The organism is Nonomuraea sp. NPDC004354 (assembly GCF_053602555.1).
The window spans coordinates 173,382-190,939 of the sequence record NZ_JBSGDV010000006.1 but is presented as its reverse complement, the minus strand read 5'-3'; the positions used below and the strand labels follow the sequence as shown (position 1 = coordinate 190,939).

The window sequence follows — 17,558 nt, the reverse complement described above, 5'->3', positions numbered from 1 at the left end:
CATCCGTGGAGGCAGTGCTCTCCAGCTACCTCGCCCATCTGGCGGTGGAGCGGGGCCTGGCTGCCAACACGCTGGCCTCCTACCGCAGAGACCTGCGCCGCTACGTCGACCACCTGCGGTCGCGCGGCCGGGTCTCGCTGGGCGAGGTGGGCGAGGCCGACGTCCTCGCCTTCCTCGCCGCGCTCCGCGAGGGCGACGGCGAGCACCCGGCCCTGGTGGCCAGCTCGGCGGCGCGCGCCGTCTCGGCCGTGCGCGGCCTGCACAGGTTCGCCCTGCGCGAAGGCGTCACCGGCCACGACCCCGCCCACGAGGTGCGCCCGCCCCGCCAGCTGCGCCGCCTGCCCAAGGCGATCGGCGTCGCCGAGGTCGAGCGGCTCATCGCCGCCTCAGGGCCCGACGGCGCGCCGCTGACCCTCCGCAACCGCGCCCTCCTGGAGCTCCTGTACGGCACGGGCGCCCGCATCTCCGAAGCCGTCGGCCTGGCTCTCGACGACCTCGAGGACGACCAGGTACGGCTGCGCGGCAAGGGCGGGCGCACCCGCGTCGTGCCCGTCGGCCGCTTCGCCAGGGAAGCGCTCGACGCCTACCTGGTGCGGGCCAGGCCGTCCCTGCTCGGCCACGGCAGAGGCACGCCGGCCGTCTTCCTCAACGCCCGCGGCGGCCGCCTCACCAGGCAGGGCGCCTGGGAGGTGCTGCAGGCCGCCGCCGAGCGGGCCTGCCTGGAAGGGATCTCTCCGCACGTCTTGCGGCATTCGTTCGCGACCCACCTGCTCGACGGCGGCGCGGACGTTAGGGTGGTCCAGGAACTGCTCGGCCACGCCTCGGTGACGACCACCCAGGTCTACACGCTGGTGACGGTCGACAAGCTCCGCGAGGTCTACGCCGCCGCGCACCCCCGTGCCCGCCGGTGATCTATAGTCTTTGCGTCGTGCGGTAAGTCGGCGTGCCTTCTTGCCGCCTAAGTGCTGACGCCATAGTGTCCGTCCGGACGGTCCGGTTCGGGACCGTCAGGGAGGTTCGAGCTGGTGACTGTGACCGCCAACGGTTCGACCCCGGGGACCCCTGAGAACCCCTGGGGCGACACGAAGACCGACACGACCGCCAAGGGCGTGAATCTCGGCCCCACCGGGCGGCCGCGCCCGGTGTTCCCCGAGCCGGTGCCGCGCGAGACGCACGGCCCCGCGCGGGTGGTCGCGATGGTCAACCAGAAGGGCGGGGTCGGCAAGACCACCACCACGATCAACCTGGGCGCCGCGCTCGTCGAGTGCGGGCTGAAGGTCCTGCTGGTCGACTTCGACCCGCAGGGCGCCCTGTCGATCGGCCTGGGCATCAACCCGCTCCAGCTCGACCTGACGGTCTACAACATGCTCATGGAGCGCGACGTCGCCGCCGAGGACGTGCTGCTCCAGACCGGGGTCGAGGGCCTCGACCTGCTGCCGTGCAACATCGACCTGTCGGCGGCCGAAGTCCAGCTCGTCACCGAGGTGGCCCGCGAGCAGGTGCTGGGGCGCGTGCTCAAGCCGCTGCTGCCCTTCTACGACGTGTGCCTGATCGACTGCCAGCCCTCGCTCGGCCTGCTCACGGTCAACGCGCTCACCTGCGCCCACGGCGTCATGGTGCCGCTGGAGTGCGAGTTCTTCGCCCTGCGCGGTGTCGCCCTGCTCATGGACACCATCGCCAAGGTGCAGGAGCGGCTCAACGACGAGCTCGAGATCGAGGGCCTGCTGGCCACCATGTACGACGCCCGCACCCTGCACGGCCGCGAGGTGCTCGCCCGCGTCGTGGAGGCCTTCGGCGACAAGGTGTTCCACACGGTCATCAACAGGACCGTCCGCTTCCCCGACGCGACCGTCGCGGGTGAGCCGATCACCACCTTCGACCCGTCCTCGCTGGGCGCCAACGCCTACCGCGAGCTGGCCAGAGAGGTGCTCTCGCGCTGGCAGCAGCCTGCGACAATGGCCAGGTGACCGCGACCTCCCCCACACGCTCCGGGCAGGGGCGGCAGCCCCCGCCCGGGAAGGCCGGCCCAGCCGGCGGTCAGGGCGACGAGCGGCCGCAAGGCTTCCAGGTGCACCTCGACGTCTTCGAGGGCCCCTTCGACCTGCTGCTCGGGCTGATCTCCAAGCACAAGCTCGACATCACCGAAGTCTCGCTGTCGAAGGTGACGGACGAGTTCATCGCCTACATCAGGTCCAAGGGCCCCGAGTGGGACCTCGACCAGACCAGCCACTTCCTGCTGGTCGCCGCCACGCTGCTCGACCTCAAAGCGGCCCGGCTGCTGCCGGCCGGCGAGGTCGAGGACGAGGAGGACCTCGCGCTGCTGGAGGCGCGCGACCTGCTGTTTGCCAGGCTGCTGCAGTACAAGGCCTACAAGGAGGTCGCCAAGGTCTTCTCCGGGCTGATGGCGGAGGAGTCGCTGCGGTTCCCGCGGGCCGTACCGATGGAGCCGCAGTTCGCCAACCTGCTGCCGGAGCTGGTCCTCGGCATCGGGCCCGAGCAGCTGGCGCGCATCGCCGCCAAGGCGTTCACGCCCAAGCTGCCGCCCACCGTCGGCGTCGGGCACATCTACCAACCGCTGGCGAGCGTCAGGGACCAAGCCGCTATCCTTGTGCGGCGGTTGCGGCACCTGCGCACGGCCACGTTCAGGACGCTGGTCGCCGACTGCGAGGGCACCTTCGAGGTGATCGCCCGCTTTCTGGCCGTGCTGGAGCTGTTCAGGGAGTCGGCTGTCAGCTTCGAGCAGGTGGAGCCCCTCGGCGATCTGCACGTGACCTGGACGGGAGCCGACGACGGAGACGTCGCGGTGGGCGACGACTACGAAGAGAGCGCGGAGAAGGCTGCTGATGAGTGAGTTCCCGGCTCCCAGGGACCCGTCGCCGTCCGAGCGCCGGGCCGACGGCTCGCCGGCGCCCCGGCGCGAGCGTCCGCGCGGGGCCGCGTGGGCGGGCCTGCCGGGTTCGGGCGCTTTCGGCGCCGACCTCGAGGACGCTCCGACGGATCCAGCGGCCGCCTCCCGCGTGGACGACCCCGCCCCGCAGACGGCGGCGCCGGACGCGACTGAGCCGCTGGAAGCGCGGGCCGAGCCGGAACCTGCCGAGGAGCCGCTGGAAGCGCGGGCCGAGCCGGAGCCTGCCGAGGTCCAGGGCGGGCCTGACCTGCCGGGGGTGTCCGCTGAGCGGGACGTCCCGGCGGGGCTGGTCGAGCCGGATCGTACGGGCGGGCAGGATTCGTCGGTCCTTCCGGTCGCGCGGGCCACGTCGGACTTTCCGGCCGGGCCGGTCGAATCCGGCCCTCCGGCGACGCGGGTCAGGCCGGGCCTTCCGGCGGCACGGGTCGCGCCCGGCCTCCTGGGGGCCGCGCACGTTCCCGGGGGGCACACCGGTTCCGAGGATGGCGCGCCCGCCGCTCCGGAGGCCGAGCGCATGGCGGTCGCGGCCGAGTTCGCCGCTCAGGGTGTCGACTTCGCCGCTCCGGATGCCGAGTCCGGCGCTCCGGGCGCCGAGCTAGCCGCTCCGGAGAGGCCCGTGGGCGCGGCGGCGGATGAGTTCGCCGCTGCGGAGGCCGGGGATGTGGCTGCGGGGGTGTCCGGTGCCGTTCGGGGTGCCGGCCGTGACGGCGGGGAGACGAGCCCGGGTACGGGTTCGTCCGGCCTGGTCGGGTCGCCGGCCGATGACCCGCCCCGCCCGGACGAGGCGGACTTCGCGCCCCTCGACGCCGGCGAGCCCGAGCCCGGTACGGCCGCGCCGGATCTGAACGCGGCGCTGGAGGCGATCCTGATCGTCGTCGACGAGCCGGTCGACGCGATCACCCTCGCCCAGGTGCTCGAACGCCCCACCCACGAGGTCGAGGCCGCGCTGAATGCGCTGGCGGCGGAATACTCCGGTGCCGGGCGGGGTTTCGATCTGAGGGAGGTCGCAGGCGGCTGGCGGTTCTACTCGCGCGCCGACTGCGCCCCGCTGGTCGAGCGGTTCGTCCGCGACGGCCAGCAGGCGCGGCTCACCCAGGCCGCGCTGGAGACTCTCGCGGTCGTGGCCTACCGGCAGCCGGTGAGCCGCGCCCGTGTCGCCGCCGTGCGCGGCGTCAACAGCGACGGCGTCATGCGGACGCTGGTCGCCAGAGGGCTGGTCGAAGAGGCCGGCACCGATCCGGAGAGCCAGGCGGTGCTCTACCGGACCAGCTCCTACTTCTTGGAGCGACTGGGCCTGAAGAGCCTCGACGAGCTTCCCGAGCTCGCGCCCTTCCTGCCCGACGACGTGGAAAACCTTGAGGAGACAACGAAGTGATCAACAGGCGCAGCACCCCGTCCGGTGATGGACGCGGTCGAGGACGCACCGGCGGTTCCCGGGGCGCGAGCTCCAGGAGCGGCGGCAGTGGGCGTCCCGCCTACCGCTCCGACGACAGGCGCGACTCGCGCCGCGACGACTCTCGTGGCGGTCCCCGCCGCGACGACTTCGGCGGGGGTTCCCGCCGTGACGACTTCCGTGCCGGATCCGACAGCCGGGGCGGCTTCGGCGGTTCCCGCGACTCCATGCGCGCCGACCGCGGCGGCTCCCGTGCCAGGTACGGCAAGCCGCAGTCCCGCGACGAGCGCGGTGGCGGCTTCCGCGACGGCGGCCCGCGCGAGGACCGCGGCTTCCGCGACGGCGGGGGTCACCGTGGCGATCAGGCCCGAGACAACCGGGGTTTCCGCGACGGGCGGGGCGACCGGGACGGCCGGGCCCGTGAGGACCGCGGTTCTCGTGAGAACCGCGGTTTCCGCGGTGGCGAGCGCGGCTCCCGCGACGCCGGCCGCCAGGACCGGGGCGAGCGGGGTTTCCGCGCCGAGCGTGACGAGCGCGGCTTCCGTGCCGGCGACCGTCCGGGCCGCGGGTCCGGCGGTGGCGAGCGTGGTGACCGCCGGTTCGGCGGTGACCGTGACGACCGCGGGTTCCGCGGCGGCGACCGGGAAGGTCGCGGGTCCCGCGAGCGCGGCTACGGCGATCGCGGGTTCGGCGGCGACCGCGGCGGCCGCGGGTTCGGCGGTGGCCGTGACGGGCGTGGATCCGGCGGCGGCGACCGCCCGGACCGCGGGTTCGGCGGCGACCGGGGTAACCGTGGTGACCGCGGCGACCGCGGTGACCGTGGGTTCCGTGACCGGGACGGCCGCGGTTTCCAGGGTGGTGACCGGGCCGGTTTCCAGGGTGGCGACCGGGCCGGTTTCCAGGGCGGTGACCGTCAGGAGCGCGGCGCCTCGGGCCGTGACGACCGTGCGGGCCTGAGGGCCGACAGGGTCGGCAGGCGCGGGGAGAGCTCCACGCGGGCCCGCTACGGCAGGCGCGAGGAGCCCCAGACGATCGGCCGGGTCCCCAGCCGTCCCGCCCCCAAGCGCGAGGCCGGCGCGGGCCGTACCGGAAGGGCGCAGTCGTTCGGCGGCGGCAAGCCGCGCGACGCCTTCAAGTCGGCTCGCCAGCCCATCCGCGACCGCGACTTCTACCCCGACGACTACGCCGACGAGCGCGACACCACCGAGGTGCCGGGCGGCGTGCGGCTGCAGAAGGTGCTCGCCCAGGCGGGCGTGGCCAGCAGGCGGGCCTGCGAGGAGATGATCGGCGAGGGCCGCGTCACCGTGAACGGCCAGGTCGTGCGGAGGTTCGGCGCGAAGGTCGACCCCGCGACGCAGGTCATCCACGTCGACGGCAAGCGCATCCCGACCGCTCCCGACCTGGTCTACTACGCGCTGAACAAGCCCATCGGCGTGGTCTCCACGATGGAGGACCCGCAGGGCCGCCCGTGCCTGGCCGACTACGTGCAGGAGCTGGCTCCCCGCCTGTTCCACGTGGGCAGGCTCGACACCGAGACCGAGGGCCTGCTGCTGCTCACCAACGACGGCGAGCTGGCCAACAGGCTGACCCACCCCAGCTACGGCGTGCAGAAGAAGTACTGGGCGAAGGTGCCCGGTCCCATCCCGCGCGACCTGGGCCGCAGGCTCAAGAAGGGCATCGAGCTGGAGGACGGCCTGGCCAAGGCCGACCACTTCGAGATCGTCCAGGAGCACGGGCAGCAGGCGCTGGTGGAGGTCGTGCTGCACGAGGGCCGCAAGCACATCGTCAGGCGCATGCTGGAGGAGTCGGGTCACCGTGTGATCGACCTGGCGAGGATCGAGTTCGGTCCGGTCAAGCTGGGCCGTACCAAGCCGGGCACGATCAGGGCGCTGACCCTCAAGGAGGTCGGCGACCTCTACGCGGCGGTCAAGCTGTAATCTGGCCGGACGCTGGAGCCCGCGCACATGTGTGCGGGCTCCGAACCATATGGAGGGATTGACATGGTGCGGGCGATTCGCGGGGCGATCCAGGTGGAGGCCAACGACCGCGACGCGATCATCAGCGGGACCACCGAGCTGGTCTCGGCGGTCATGGAGCGCAACCAGCTGACCACCGACGACGTGATCAGTGTGCTGTTCACCGCGACGCCCGACCTCACTGCCGAGTTCCCCGCCCTCGCGGCGCGTAAGCTCGGCTTCCATGAGGTACCGCTCATCTGCTGCACCGAGATCGGCGTGCCGGGCGCGCTGCCGCGCGTGGTCCGGTTGATGGCGCACGTGCAGAGCGACCGTCCGCGCAGCGAGATCCAGCACGTCTACCTGCGCGGCGCGACCGTGCTGCGGCAGGACATCGCGCAGTGACGACCGCGCGTGGACACGCGGGGTCGTGATCGCGTGACGCGCACCTGACAATCGCGCAGTGAGAATGGACACGGAGAAAGTGGACACGGTGAAGCTCGACACCGTCCTCGTCCTCGGCACCGGCCTGGTCGGCACGTCGATCGGACTGGCGCTGCGCCAGCGCGGCGTGACCGTGCTGCTGGCCGACCGCGACCTGGGCGCCGTACGGCTGGCCAGGGAGATGGGCGCGGGCCAGGAATGGCGCCTGGGCGACCCGGTCGACCTCGCGGTGGTCGCCGTCCCGCCGGGCCATGTGGCCAGTGAGCTGCGCGGCCTGCAGCAGCGTGACGCGGCCCGCTTCTACACCGACGTCGCCAGTGTCAAGGCCAGGCCGATCGCCGAGGCGGCCGGGCTCGGCTGCGACCTGAGCACCTACGTCGCCTCGCACCCCATGGCGGGCAGGGAGAAGGCGGGCCCTGGCGCGGCCAGGGCCGACCTGTTCCTCGGGCGGCCGTGGGCGCTGTGCCCGACCCCCGAGGCCGCGCCGGAGGCCAGGGAGGCCGTGCTCGCCCTCATCGAGCTGTGCGGGGCCAACCCGGTCGAGGTGGCGGCCGAAGACCACGACAGGGCCGTGGCGGTCGTCTCGCACGCCCCGCACGTGGCCGCCTCGGCGGTCGCCGCCCGCCTGGCCGAGGCCTCGGACGTGACGCTCGGGCTGGCCGGCCAGGGCGTGCGCGACGTGACCAGGATCGCCGGCGGCGACCCCGGCCTGTGGCTGGGCATCCTGTCGGGCAACGCCGCCCCGGTGGCCGAGGTGCTGGAGGCGGTCTCGCGCGACCTGGCCGACGCCGCCACCGCGCTGCGGGCCATGGCCGCGGGCGACGACGGCGCCGGCCCCGAGGTGACCGAACTGCTCAAGCGGGGCGTGGTCGGCCACGGCAGGATCCCCGGCAAGCACGGCGGGCCCGCGGCGGCCTATGCCGTCGTCCAGGTGGTCATCGGTGACCGGCCCGGCCAGCTGGCCAGGCTGTTCCAGATCTGCGACGAGGTGGGCGTCAACGTCGAGGACGTCAGGCTCGAGCACGCGCCCGGCCTGCCGCTGGGCCTGGCCGAGCTGTCGGTGCAGCCGGACGCGGTCGCCGTCCTGAACCAGGCCCTGCAGGAACGCGGCTGGCAGGTTCCCTAGGAGAGCGCCGTCCTGGTCACTTCTGGGCGACCGCCTGGCTGACGGCGTTGGGGCCGTCGTACTCGCGGTCGGGAATGGACTCCAGCGCCTTGATCATCTCCTTGTCGGCGCCCTGCTCGCGGGCTGCCTTCACCAGATCGTCCCGTTTCGCGGGGTAGTCGACCCCGGACAGGTGCTTCTGCAGCTGGATCGGATTCGGTGTGTTCCCCATCAGGGGCGCGTACCCGAGGCGGGCGGCGGGTAACGGGTCAGGGGAGGCGTTCCAGCAGCACACGGGCCCGTTCCACGTCGCGCGGCAGTTCCTGCCGCAGGGCCAGCGCGCGCGGCAGCCGCCGTACCGCGGCGCGCAGCCCGGCCCGACCGGCGGCGCCGGCGGCGGCAGCGCGCAGCACCGTGCGGGCGACGACGGGCCAGGGCCGGCGCAGCACCGCGGTCAGGACGGCGTTGCGGGCGGCCAGCGCCCTGCGCCCGTGCGGGTCGCGGGCGGGGGAGGGGTGGTGGTGGGCCACGACGTCGGCCACGTAGGCCAGCTCCCAGCCGCGCGCGGCCAGGTCCACCGCGAGCCGTTCCTCCTCCCCGAAGAAGAAGATCACGTCGTCGAAGCCGCCCGCCTCCAGGTAGGCCCGCCTGCGCACCACCGCGCCGCAGGCCAGGAAGCCGAGTACGCCGGGTCCGGCGGAGCCGGGCAGCGGCGAGCGGGCCATGACGGCGCTGACCGGGTCGGTGCGCTCCTCCGGTCCGACGAGTACGCGGGCGGCCAGCACCGCCAGGCGCGGGTGGGCGTCGAGCACGTCGGCGGCCCGGTCGAGCGCGCCGGGGGCCCACCAGGAGTCGTCGTCGGCGAAGGCCACGTAGGGGGTGGCCGCCAGCCGTACGCCGAGGTTGCGCGCGGGAGCGCCCAGGTTGCGTCCCGCCTCCACGACCCGCACGTGCGGGAAGGTGTGGCGGACGAAGGCGGCGGTGCCGTCGGCTGAGCCGTTGTCGACCAGCACGACGGGCCCGGGGTGCCGGGGCAGCGTCCTGGCCAGCGACTCGCGCCGGTCCCTCGTCGCGACGACCACGGTCACCCGATCGTTGCTCATGGGGGAGTTCTATCCGGGAACGCTCCCTTGACGCGTGGCGCGGGCGCGCGTACAAAGACGGTAACAGCGTTACCGCAGAGAAACGGCGTTACCGACCATGACGGCATACAGCGAGGCACAGCAGGTCGGGCAGGAGGCCGTCCGGGCCGCGATCCTCGACGCCACCACCCATCTGCTCGTCGCCGAAGGGCCGGGGGCGCTGACCGTGCGCCGGATCTCGGGCGCGGTCGGCTGCTCGACGAAGGTGATCTACACGCTGTTCGGCGCCAAGGAGGGGCTGGAGGAGGCGCTCTGGCTGGAGGGCTTCGCCAGGTTCGAGCGCGCCCTGCGGACCGGTCGCACCTCCGCCGACCCGCTGACCAGGCTGCACGAGTGCGGGGCCGCCTACCGCGCCTACGCCCTCGCCGAGCCCGAGTACTACCGGGTGATGTTCCAGGGGGCGCTGCCCGGGTTCGTGCCCGACGCCGCCGCGCTGGCCGCGGGCCGCAGGGCCTTCGACATCCTGTACGCCGACGTGGCTGCCTGCCTGGAGGCGGGACAGCTGCGCGGCGACGCCCAGGAGATCGCCGACCTGCTCTGGATGGCCGCGCACGGCGCGACCAGCCTCGAACTGTCCGGGCACTTCGGCCCGGTCGAGGCCGAACAGCGTTTCGTCACGCTGTGCGCCTCGGTGCTCACCCCGTTCCTGCCCGGCCCGCCCGACGAGAGGACACCGTCATGACCACCCCCTTCAGGGGCGGCTTCGCCCCCGTCGCGGAGGAGATCACCGCCTTCGACCTGCCCGTCACCGGGCGCGTCCCCGCCGAGCTGTCGGGCCGCTACCTGCGCAACGGGCCCAACCCGCTCGGCCTCGACGACCCCGCCGCCGCGCACCTGTTCCTCGGCCAGGGGATGGTCCACGGGGTACGGCTGCGCGACGGCAGGGCCGAGTGGTACCGCAACCGGTGGGTCCGCAGCGCCGACGTGGCCACGCGCCTGGGGGAGGAGCCGCGTCCGGGGCCCGTCCACGCCGACTTCGACTTCGCCGCCAACACCCACGTCATCGGCCACGCGGGGCGCACGTTCGCGACGGTGGAGGCGGGCGGCCGGCCGTACGAGCTGACCTACGAGCTCGACACGGTCGGCCCGTGCGACTTCGGCGGCACGCTGCCCGGCGGCTACGCCGCCCACACCAAGCTCGACCCGCACACCGGCGAGCTGCACGCCATCGCCTACTACTTCGGCTGGGACCACCACCAGCACGTGGTCATCGACCCGCAGGGCAGGGTCAGCAGGACCGTCGACATCCCGGTGGCCGACGCCCCGATGGTCCACGACCTGGCGCTGACCCAGCGCTACGTGGTGATCTACGACCTGCCCGTCACCTTCAGCATGGACCACGCGGCCAGGGGGGTGCCGCTGCCGTACAGCTGGAACGACGACCACCCCGCGCGCATCGGGCTGCTGCCGAAGGACGGCGGCGGCCCGGTGCGCTGGCTGGAGGTGGAGCCGTGCTGGATCTTCCACACCCTCAACGCCTACGACGACGGTGACCAGGTGGTCATCGACGTGGTGCGCTACCCCAAGAGGTTCGTCGACGCCCGGCTCGACCTGGGCGGCGTGCCCACGCTCGACAGGTTCACGCTCGACCTCACCTCGGACAAGGTCACCGAGACCAGGCTCGACGACCGGGCGCAGGAGTTCCCCCGCGCCGACGAGCGGCTCACCTCCCTCCCCTACCGGTACGGCTACGCCGCCGCGGCCGACGACCTGGCCGACCTCGTCTACCCCGGCGACAGCGACCTGGAGGACCTGCCCGACACCGCGTTCGGCAACGCGCTCATCAAGCACGACCTGGCGGCCGGCACGCAGGAGACACGCGAGCTGCCCAGGGGCGTCGCCGCGGGCGAGCCCGTCTTCGTGCCCTCCCAGGGCGGCGTGGCCGAGGACGACGGCTACGTCATGGCCTTCGTCAACGACCCCGGCAGGGGCGCCACCGACCTGCTGATCCTCTCCGCCCAGGACTTCACCGGCGAGCCGGTCGCCACCGTGCACCTGCCCGCCCGCGTCCCCCTCGGTTTCCACGGCAGCTGGGTGGCCGACACGGGCGCGGCCTGAGCGCCGGACCGATCCCGTCGCCGTCCCGCGCCGCTCCGTGTCTGTCCGCATGGGCATAAGGCGGTAGCCTCTTGAGGTTGGGAAAACGTGAAGAGGGAGAGGCCGTGACCGCTCTGGTCGTCGCCATGGACGGGCCTTCGGGGTCGGGTAAGTCGAGCGCGTCGCGCGGGGTGGCCCGCGCGCTGGGGCTGCGATACCTGGACACCGGGGCGATGTACCGCGCGATCACCTGGTGGATGCTCCAGCGGGGCGTCGACCTGACCGACCCTGCGGCGATCGCGGCCCGCGCGGGCGAGCCCTCGCTGGTCTCGGGCACCGACCCCGACGACCCCACCATCCACGTCGACGGCGTCGACGTGGCGGGGCCGATCAGGAGCCAGGAGGTGACCGGCGCGGTGTCGCTGGTGGCCGCCGTGCCCGACGTGCGGGCCAGACTCGTGGAGATGCAGCGGGAGATCATCGGCAAGGGTGACATCGTGGTCGAGGGCCGTGACATCGGCACCGTGGTCGCACCCGACGCCACGCTCAAGGTCTACCTGACCGCCAGCGCCGACGCCAGGGCGCTGCGCCGTACGGCGGAGCTCAACGTCGAGACGGGCGTCCCGGACACCACCACGGTGGAGGCGCAGCGCGCCGCGATGGCCAGGCGCGATTCTCTTGACTCGACACGGAAGACCGACCCTCTCTCGATGGCGGATGGCGCCGTCGAGATCGACACCACGCCGCTCGACCTCGACCAGGTCATCGCGGAGGTGCTGAGGCTGATCAGGGAGCGATCGAGCCAGGACGAGTCCTAGCTCGGTCCCGCCCATACACCGAGCGCGCCTGAGGCCAGGTGCGGTACTCAAAGGAACGAGACACGTGACTACGGGGGAGTACGACGACTCCGGCTGGATCGAGGCCGAGCTCGCCGACATGCGGATCCCTGACCACAGCGCCGACGAGCAGGTGGCGCTGCCGGTGGTGGCCATCGTCGGCCGGCCGAACGTCGGCAAGTCGACGCTGGTCAACCGCATCATCGGCCGCCGGGAGGCGGTCGTCGAAGACGTGCCGGGCGTGACCCGCGACCGCGTCACCTACGACGCGAACTGGCGCGGCAGGCGCTTCACCGTCGTCGACACCGGCGGCTGGGACCCGGACGCCACCGGCATGAACCTGCGCATCGCCGAGCAGGCCCAGGTCGCGGTCGAGCTGGCCGACGTGATCGTGTTCGTGGTCGACGCCGTCGTGGGCGCCACCGACGCCGACGAGATCGTCGGCGGCGTGCTGCGCGCCTCCGGCAAGCCGGTCATCCTGGTCGCCAACAAGGTCGACAACCAGCAGATGGAGCTGGAGGCGCACGCGCTGTGGTCGCTCGGCCTCGGCGAGCCGTACCCCGTCTCGGCGTTGCACGGCCGCTCCTCCGGCGACCTGCTGGACGTGGTGCTCGACGCGCTGCCGGAGACTCCCGAGCAGACCTTCGGCCAGGCGAGCGGCCCGCACCGGGTGGCGCTGCTCGGCAAGCCCAACGTCGGCAAGTCGTCCCTGCTGAACAAGCTGGCGGGCGAGGAGCGGGTGCTGGTCGACCCGATGGCCGGCACCACCCGCGACCCGGTCGACGAGCTGATCGACCTCGGCGGCACCACCTGGCGCTTCGTCGACACCGCCGGCATCCGCAGGCGCGACAGGGAGCTGCAGGGCGCCGACTTCTACGCCGCGATGCGCACCCGCGCCGCGCTGGAGAAGGCGGAGGTGGCGATCGTGCTGATCGACGCCTCCCAGCCGCTGACCGAGCAGGACCTGCGCATCATCGGCCTGGTCATCGAGTCGGGCCGGGCGATGGTCGTGGCCTTCAACAAGTGGGACCTGGTCGACGAGGACCGGCGCTACTACCTGGAGAAGGAGATCGACCGGCAGCTCGTCCGCACGCCGTGGGCGCTGCGGGTCAACATCTCCGCCAAGACCGGCCGCCACATGGACCGGCTGGTCCCGGCGATCGAGAAGGCGCTCGACTCGTGGTCCACCCGCGTGCCGACGGCACGGCTCAACGCCTTCCTCACCGAGCTGGTCCAGCAGACGCCGCCGCCGGTGCGGGGCGGCAAGCAGCCGAAGATCCTCTTCGCGACGCAGGCGTCGACCGAGCCGCCCAAGTTCGTGCTGTTCACCTCGGGGTGGCTGGAGGACACCTACCGGCGCTTCATCGAGCGGCGCATCCGCGAGGAGTTCGGGTTCGCGGGCTCGCCGATCGAGGTGACGATGAAGATCCGCGAGAAGAAGAAGGGCGCCCCGGTCAAGAAGTAGGCCGCCGCCCGGCCCGCGCCCCTCTCCGCCCAGGAGGGGGGCGCTTCGCCTTTCCAGGAGACTCCAGGAGACTCCAGGAGACCGGTCCAGAGACCGGCGTGGTCGCGTCCGGGACGAGATCGGCGCGGTCGTGCTCACACCGCCGGGACGGCGACCGCCTGGGCGTGGGCCCGCGCGCCCCGCGACGCCGAGATGGCCGCGCCGAGCAGCAGCACGCCGACGACGGCGTGGAAGCCCAGGACGAACAGGCTCGCGGGCGTGGTCCTGTCCATCGTCGCGCCGGCCAGTTCGGCCAGCGGGAACAGCACGAACATCTGGACGGCGACCAGCACGATCGGCGCGGCGCCGGCGGCGATCACCTTGCCCGGCGCCCGCGCGATGGCCGCGATGATCGTCGTGATCAGGGCGACGGCGGGGATGACGATGAAGCCGTTGGCGACGTGCCAGTTGATGGCCGCCGCGTCCGGGTCGGCGGGCCTCGGCGTCTCGAAGGCGCCGTAGGTGGCCAGGTAGAACTGCAGGACGACGAGGGCGAGCTGGACCACGGTGCAGACGACCAGAACCTTGCGCATGTCGTGCTCCTCGGGGGGGATCGGTCCTGCCATGCTGCGCCCGAGACACCCGGCCGGGCATGAGTAGGCCCATACTCAGCTGTCCGGTAACGCGTGGTACTCTCCTGCGCAACACGTTGAGGGAGACGAGTAACCCGGATCGTCAACGGCCGAGAGAGCCGCCGGAAGCTGGGAAGGCGGTCCCGCGACCCCGGGCGAAGACACTCCTGAGTGCGGGGAGGAAATGCCCCGCCGGGTTGACCTCCGTCACAGGGTCGGATGAGGCCGCTCACGAGGCGGCGAAGGCGCGGTGGCACCGGGAGTTCCCTTCTCCCCCGCGTCCCCAAGGGATCATGCGGCTCAAGGAGTTGTGATGATCTCTCGTGTCCTGTCGGCAGAGCTCGCCGAGCATGCCGGGCAACGAGTGAAGGTCGCCGGGTGGGTGCACCGCCGGCGGCAGCTGAAGTCCGTTTCGTTTCTCATCGTGCGCGACCGCGCGGGTCTCACGCAGGCGGTCACCTCGGGTGACCTGCCGGTGGAGGAGAGCGTCGTCGAGGTCACCGGCACGGTCACGGTCAACCCGCAGGCGCCCGGCGGCGTCGAGCTGACGTCGCCGGAGATCGCCGTGCTGGCCGAGCCCGCCGTCGCACCGCCGTTCGACCTGTACCGGCCGGGGGTCCCGGCGTCGCTGCCCACCGTCCTCGACCACGCGCCCGTCGCGCTGCGGCACCCGGCGTTGCGCGCGCCGTTCGAGATCGCCGCGGCCGGCGTGGCGGGATTCCGGTCGGCGCTGGACGCCCTCGGCTTCACCGAGATCCACACGCCGAAGATCGTCGCCTCGGCCACCGAGTCGGGCGCCGACGTCTTCGGCATCGACTACTTCGGCCGGCCCGCCTACCTGGCCCAGTCGCCGCAGTTCTACAAGCAGGCGATGGTCGGGGTGTTCGAGCGGGTCTACGAGGTCGGCCCCGTCTTCCGCGCCGAACCCCACGACACCGCCCGCCACCTGGCCCAGTACACCTCGCTCGACGCCGAGCTGGGCTTCGTGCGCGACCACCGCGACGTGATGGCCGTGCTGCGGGAGGCGATCGCCGGCATGACCGAGGAGGTACGGCGGCGCGCGGCCCAGGCCGTCGAGACGCTGGGCGTCACGCTCCCCGAGGTGCCGCAGGAGATCCCCGCGATCCACTTCACCGAGGCGCAGGCGCTGACCGGCGAGGACGAACCCGACCTGTCACCCGCGCAGGAGCGGTGGCTGTCGGAGTGGGCGCGGCGCGAGCACGGCTCGGAGTTCCTGTTCGTCACCGGCTATCCGATGGCCAAGCGGCCCTTCTACACCCATCCCGACCCGGAGCGGCCCGGCTACTCCAACGGCTTCGACCTGCTGTTCAGAGGCCTGGAGCTGGTCACCGGAGGGCAGCGGCTGCACCGGCACGCCGACTACCTCGCCGCGCTGGGCGGCGACACCGGGCCGTACGAGGGCTACCTGTCGGCGTTCGCGCACGGCATGCCGCCGCACGGCGGCTTCGCGATCGGCCTGGAACGCTGGACCGCCAGGCTGACGGGGGCCGCCAACGTCAGGTCCGCGACGCTCTTCCCGCGAGACCTGCACCGGCTCGCACCCTGACCAGCAGGGCGACCGCCGCGCCGAGCACGCACAGCGCGGCGGTCGCCACGAACATCTCGCTGTACTCGGTCCGCAGCGCCGCCTGCACCTTCGCGGTGTAGTCGGCCAGCTGCCGGGCGTAGGTCGCCGCGTCGACGCCGAGCGGCAGCGGGGTGTCGAGGTCGGCCGTCAGCGACTGGAAACGGTAGAACCCCCACGCCGACACCGCGGCGATGCCGATCAGCATGCCCATCATCCTGGCCACCACGACCGCGGCGGAGGCGACGCCGTGCTGGGCGGCGGGCATGACGCGCAACGCGGCGGAGGAGACGGGCGCGATCACCACGCCCAGCCCGGCGCCGGCGATCACCAGCTCGAGCGGGCCGGTGAGCGAGCCCGACAGCAGCCAGTAGCCGGCCGTCGCCACCACCAGGCCCGCCGCCATGACCGGCGGCTCGCCGTACCTGCGGGTCAGCAGGCCGCCGGCGAGCGCGCCGGCCACCAGCGCGCCGAGGAACCAGGCCAGCGTCAGCGCCCCGCCCAGCGCGTCGGCCCCGAACAGCGTCTGCGCGGCCAGCTGCACGAACACCATCGTGACCAGCAGCGCCGCGCCCGACAGGAAGCTGACGCCGAGCGTGGCCAGCAGCGGCCGCTTGGCGACACCGGTGAGATCCAGCAGCCGGACCGGTGAGCGGATCTCCCACCACACGAACGTCGCCCCGGCCAGCAGGCCGGCACCGATCAGCGCCGGCCCCCAGGCGGGCAGGACGGCCTTGGCCGGATCGGGGTTGTACAGCCCCGCCACCAGCAGCCCGAGCGCGACGGCCAGCAGCGCGCCGCCCGTCACGTCGACCCTGCCGCCGCCCGTGGCCGAGGGCGGGACGGTCCGCTGCACCGCGACCGCCGCCAGCCCGGCCAGCGGCACGTTCAGCCAGAAGATCGCGTGCCAGCCGCCCAGGTCCACGCTGAACAGCGTGAAAGCGGGCAGCAGAGCCACGACCGCGCCGTAGAGCGGGCCCAGCGCGCTGCCCAGCTCCTGCGCCGCCCCCACGGCGCCGAGCGCCACGGGCCGCTCGTCGTCCTCCCACAGGTCGCCGACCAGCGCCATCGTGATCGGCAGCAGCGCGCCGCCCGCGATGCCCTGCACGGTACGGCCGGCCACGACCATCGGCAGGGAGGCCGCCAGCGCGGTCAGGACCGAGCCGAGCGCGAAGCAGGCCAGGCAGGCGTGGATGAGGGGACGCCTGCCGTACCGGTCGGACAGCTGGCCGAGCAGCGGCATCGCGGCCACGTAACCGAGCAGGAACCCGGTGACCACCGGGGTGGCCCGCTCCAGCCGGTTGACGGGGACGCCGACGTCCTGGGCGATGCCGATCAGGACGGTGACGACCACGTAGGCGTCGAGGGCGGCCAGCAGGACGGCGGTGCCGCCGACCCCGAGGGCGACGCTGCGGCGCAGGCTCATCCGGCGGGCGGGGTGATGGTGAAGCGGGCGTCGTAGTCCGCCAGCGTCACGGTGACGGAGCCGCCGTCGAGCGGCAGGTCGATCCGGTTCAGCCGGCTGGAGGCGGCGTCGATCCAGAGCTTGCCCTTGATGTCGGAGGTGACGCCGGGGATCAGCGTGCCCATCGTCCTGCCGGGGAAGGTGGCCGCGACGCGGTAGGAGCCGTCCTCCTCCGCCTCCGTGACCGGGTCACCGAGCCCGCCGAGGAGGGAGGAGATGCCGGTGTCCGGGTCGAGGAGCGTCGACGGGTCGTAGCCCACGCCCGCCATCAGCAGCCGCTTCGGCAGCTTCTGGTAGCCGCCCGTCATGGCCTTGAAATGGACGGTGTCGCCGACCACCACGAAGCTGAACTCCTGCAGGCTGTTCATGAGAAGGACCTGCAACGTGCCGTCGGCCTCGCCGGTCGCGGTCAGCCTGCCGTCGGCCCGCTTGAGCTGGATCTTCGGCGCGCCGTCCGTCGTGATCGCGAACGAGGCGCTGGTCACCGCCTTCATCGCCGCCGCCGACTTCTTCACCAGCTCGGGGCCCGGCGGCAGGGTCTCCTGGCCGGCACAGGCCGTCAGCGCGAGCGCGAGGACGACGAGGAGGAGCTTTCGCAGCATGCCCGGATCG

Annotated in this window: 17 protein-coding genes; 12 read left to right on the top strand and 5 right to left on the bottom strand. The window is 72.9% G+C overall.

Translation table 11 applies throughout. The annotated features are described in order from the left end of the window. The first annotated feature begins 5 nt into the window (after positions 1 to 5). The 7 genes from ACWENQ_RS20290 to ACWENQ_RS20260 all read left to right on the top strand — a co-directional run bounded on the left by ACWENQ_RS20290 (position 6) and on the right by ACWENQ_RS20260 (position 7,826). Positions 6 to 911: a site-specific tyrosine recombinase XerD gene (locus ACWENQ_RS20290; RefSeq protein WP_449920786.1), complete on the top strand. Its 906-nt coding sequence runs from the start codon at positions 6 to 8 to the stop codon at positions 909 to 911. 114 nt (positions 912 to 1,025) lie between these two features. After that, positions 1,026 to 1,967, top strand: coding sequence for a ParA family protein (locus tag ACWENQ_RS20285; protein ID WP_449920784.1), 942 nt, complete (start codon positions 1,026 to 1,028; stop codon positions 1,965 to 1,967). 101 nt (positions 1,968 to 2,068) lie between these two features. Further along, positions 2,069 to 2,851: a segregation and condensation protein A gene (locus tag ACWENQ_RS20280; protein WP_452415716.1), complete on the top strand. Its 783-nt coding sequence runs from the start codon at positions 2,069 to 2,071 to the stop codon at positions 2,849 to 2,851. An 898-nt stretch (positions 2,852 to 3,749) separates the two neighbouring features. After that, the gene (gene scpB / locus ACWENQ_RS20275; protein ID WP_354911001.1) at positions 3,750 to 4,283 is read left to right on the top strand and encodes an SMC-Scp complex subunit ScpB; all 534 of its coding nucleotides are present in this window, start codon (positions 3,750 to 3,752) and stop codon (positions 4,281 to 4,283) included. After that, a complete protein-coding gene (locus tag ACWENQ_RS20270; protein ID WP_452415618.1) occupies positions 4,280 to 6,238 on the top strand; it encodes a pseudouridine synthase in 1,959 nt (652 codons plus the stop codon). The genes scpB and ACWENQ_RS20270 overlap by 4 nt, the downstream gene beginning before the upstream one ends. A gap of 63 nt (positions 6,239 to 6,301) precedes the next feature. Further along, positions 6,302 to 6,661, top strand: a complete 360-nt coding sequence (gene aroH / locus ACWENQ_RS20265; RefSeq protein ID WP_449920780.1) for a chorismate mutase — start codon at positions 6,302 to 6,304, stop codon at positions 6,659 to 6,661. Between the two features lie 64 nt (positions 6,662 to 6,725). Next, positions 6,726 to 7,826: a prephenate dehydrogenase gene (locus tag ACWENQ_RS20260; RefSeq protein ID WP_354911003.1), complete on the top strand. Its 1,101-nt coding sequence runs from the start codon at positions 6,726 to 6,728 to the stop codon at positions 7,824 to 7,826. 16 nt (positions 7,827 to 7,842) lie between these two features. Here the strand turns inward: ACWENQ_RS20260 and ACWENQ_RS20255 are convergent, their stop codons facing one another. Both ACWENQ_RS20255 and ACWENQ_RS20250 read right to left on the bottom strand, forming a co-directional pair. Continuing rightward, positions 7,843 to 8,037, bottom strand: coding sequence for a DUF2795 domain-containing protein (locus ACWENQ_RS20255; RefSeq protein ID WP_449920778.1), 195 nt, complete (start codon positions 8,035 to 8,037; stop codon positions 7,843 to 7,845). A gap of 37 nt (positions 8,038 to 8,074) precedes the next feature. Continuing rightward, complete coding sequence (locus tag ACWENQ_RS20250; protein ID WP_452415617.1) at positions 8,075 to 8,908, bottom strand: glycosyltransferase family 2 protein; 834 nt, start codon at positions 8,906 to 8,908, stop codon at positions 8,075 to 8,077. A 97-nt stretch (positions 8,909 to 9,005) separates the two neighbouring features. On the opposite strand from ACWENQ_RS20250, the gene ACWENQ_RS20245 reads away from it, so the two are divergent. From ACWENQ_RS20245 to der, 4 genes are all read left to right on the top strand, one after another. Next, positions 9,006 to 9,629: a TetR/AcrR family transcriptional regulator gene (locus ACWENQ_RS20245; RefSeq protein WP_449920773.1), complete on the top strand. Its 624-nt coding sequence runs from the start codon at positions 9,006 to 9,008 to the stop codon at positions 9,627 to 9,629. Continuing rightward, positions 9,626 to 11,005, top strand: a complete 1,380-nt coding sequence (locus tag ACWENQ_RS20240; protein WP_449920771.1) for a carotenoid oxygenase family protein — start codon at positions 9,626 to 9,628, stop codon at positions 11,003 to 11,005. The genes ACWENQ_RS20245 and ACWENQ_RS20240 overlap by 4 nt, the downstream gene beginning before the upstream one ends. 125 nt (positions 11,006 to 11,130) lie before the next feature. Next, a complete protein-coding gene (gene cmk, locus ACWENQ_RS20235; RefSeq protein ID WP_452415714.1) occupies positions 11,131 to 11,802 on the top strand; it encodes a (d)CMP kinase in 672 nt (223 codons plus the stop codon). Between the two features lie 64 nt (positions 11,803 to 11,866). Beyond that, a complete protein-coding gene (gene der / locus ACWENQ_RS20230; protein WP_449920769.1) occupies positions 11,867 to 13,285 on the top strand; it encodes a ribosome biogenesis GTPase Der in 1,419 nt (472 codons plus the stop codon). A 134-nt stretch (positions 13,286 to 13,419) separates the two neighbouring features. Here der and ACWENQ_RS20225 read toward each other — a convergent pair whose 3' ends face one another. After that, on the bottom strand, positions 13,420 to 13,857 hold the full coding sequence (locus tag ACWENQ_RS20225) for a DUF6220 domain-containing protein (protein WP_449920767.1): 438 nt from the start codon (positions 13,855 to 13,857) through the stop codon (positions 13,420 to 13,422). Positions 13,858 to 14,209: 352 nt separating this feature from the next. Between ACWENQ_RS20225 and aspS the strand changes: the two genes are divergently transcribed. Beyond that, entirely contained in the window at positions 14,210 to 15,463 is a 1,254-nt protein-coding gene (gene aspS, locus ACWENQ_RS20220; RefSeq protein WP_452415615.1) for an aspartate--tRNA(Asn) ligase, read from the top strand. Here aspS and ACWENQ_RS20215 read toward each other — a convergent pair. Both ACWENQ_RS20215 and ACWENQ_RS20210 read right to left on the bottom strand, forming a co-directional pair. Then, entirely contained in the window at positions 15,414 to 16,907 is a 1,494-nt protein-coding gene (locus tag ACWENQ_RS20215) for an MFS transporter (protein WP_452415613.1), read from the bottom strand. The two genes, aspS and ACWENQ_RS20215, sit on opposite strands and share 50 nt — an antisense overlap. Continuing rightward, complete coding sequence (locus ACWENQ_RS20210) at positions 16,904 to 17,548, bottom strand: LppX_LprAFG lipoprotein (protein WP_354910652.1); 645 nt, start codon at positions 17,546 to 17,548, stop codon at positions 16,904 to 16,906. Before ACWENQ_RS20210 ends, ACWENQ_RS20215 begins: the two co-directional genes overlap by 4 nt. Positions 17,549 to 17,558 lie beyond the last annotated feature (10 nt).

What these genes read in the sequence shown, in the direction of transcription:
- aroH (WP_449920780.1), top strand. Translation starts at nt 6,302, where the DNA reads ATGGTGCGGGCGATTCGCGGGGCGATCCAGGTGGAGGCCAACGACCGC.
- ACWENQ_RS20260 (WP_354911003.1), top strand. Translation starts at nt 6,726, where the DNA reads ATGGACACGGAGAAAGTGGACACGGTGAAGCTCGACACCGTCCTCGTC.
- ACWENQ_RS20255 (WP_449920778.1), bottom strand. Translation starts at nt 8,037, where the DNA reads ATGGGGAACACACCGAATCCGATCCAGCTGCAGAAGCACCTGTCCGGG.
- ACWENQ_RS20250 (WP_452415617.1), bottom strand. Translation starts at nt 8,908, where the DNA reads ATGAGCAACGATCGGGTGACCGTGGTCGTCGCGACGAGGGACCGGCGC.
- ACWENQ_RS20245 (WP_449920773.1), top strand. Translation starts at nt 9,006, where the DNA reads ATGACGGCATACAGCGAGGCACAGCAGGTCGGGCAGGAGGCCGTCCGG.
- ACWENQ_RS20240 (WP_449920771.1), top strand. Translation starts at nt 9,626, where the DNA reads ATGACCACCCCCTTCAGGGGCGGCTTCGCCCCCGTCGCGGAGGAGATC.
- cmk (WP_452415714.1), top strand. Translation starts at nt 11,131, where the DNA reads ATGGACGGGCCTTCGGGGTCGGGTAAGTCGAGCGCGTCGCGCGGGGTG.
- ACWENQ_RS20225 (WP_449920767.1), bottom strand. Translation starts at nt 13,857, where the DNA reads ATGCGCAAGGTTCTGGTCGTCTGCACCGTGGTCCAGCTCGCCCTCGTC.
- aspS (WP_452415615.1), top strand. Translation starts at nt 14,210, where the DNA reads ATGATCTCTCGTGTCCTGTCGGCAGAGCTCGCCGAGCATGCCGGGCAA.
- ACWENQ_RS20215 (WP_452415613.1), bottom strand. Translation starts at nt 16,907, where the DNA reads ATGAGCCTGCGCCGCAGCGTCGCCCTCGGGGTCGGCGGCACCGCCGTC.
- ACWENQ_RS20210 (WP_354910652.1), bottom strand. Translation starts at nt 17,548, where the DNA reads ATGCTGCGAAAGCTCCTCCTCGTCGTCCTCGCGCTCGCGCTGACGGCC.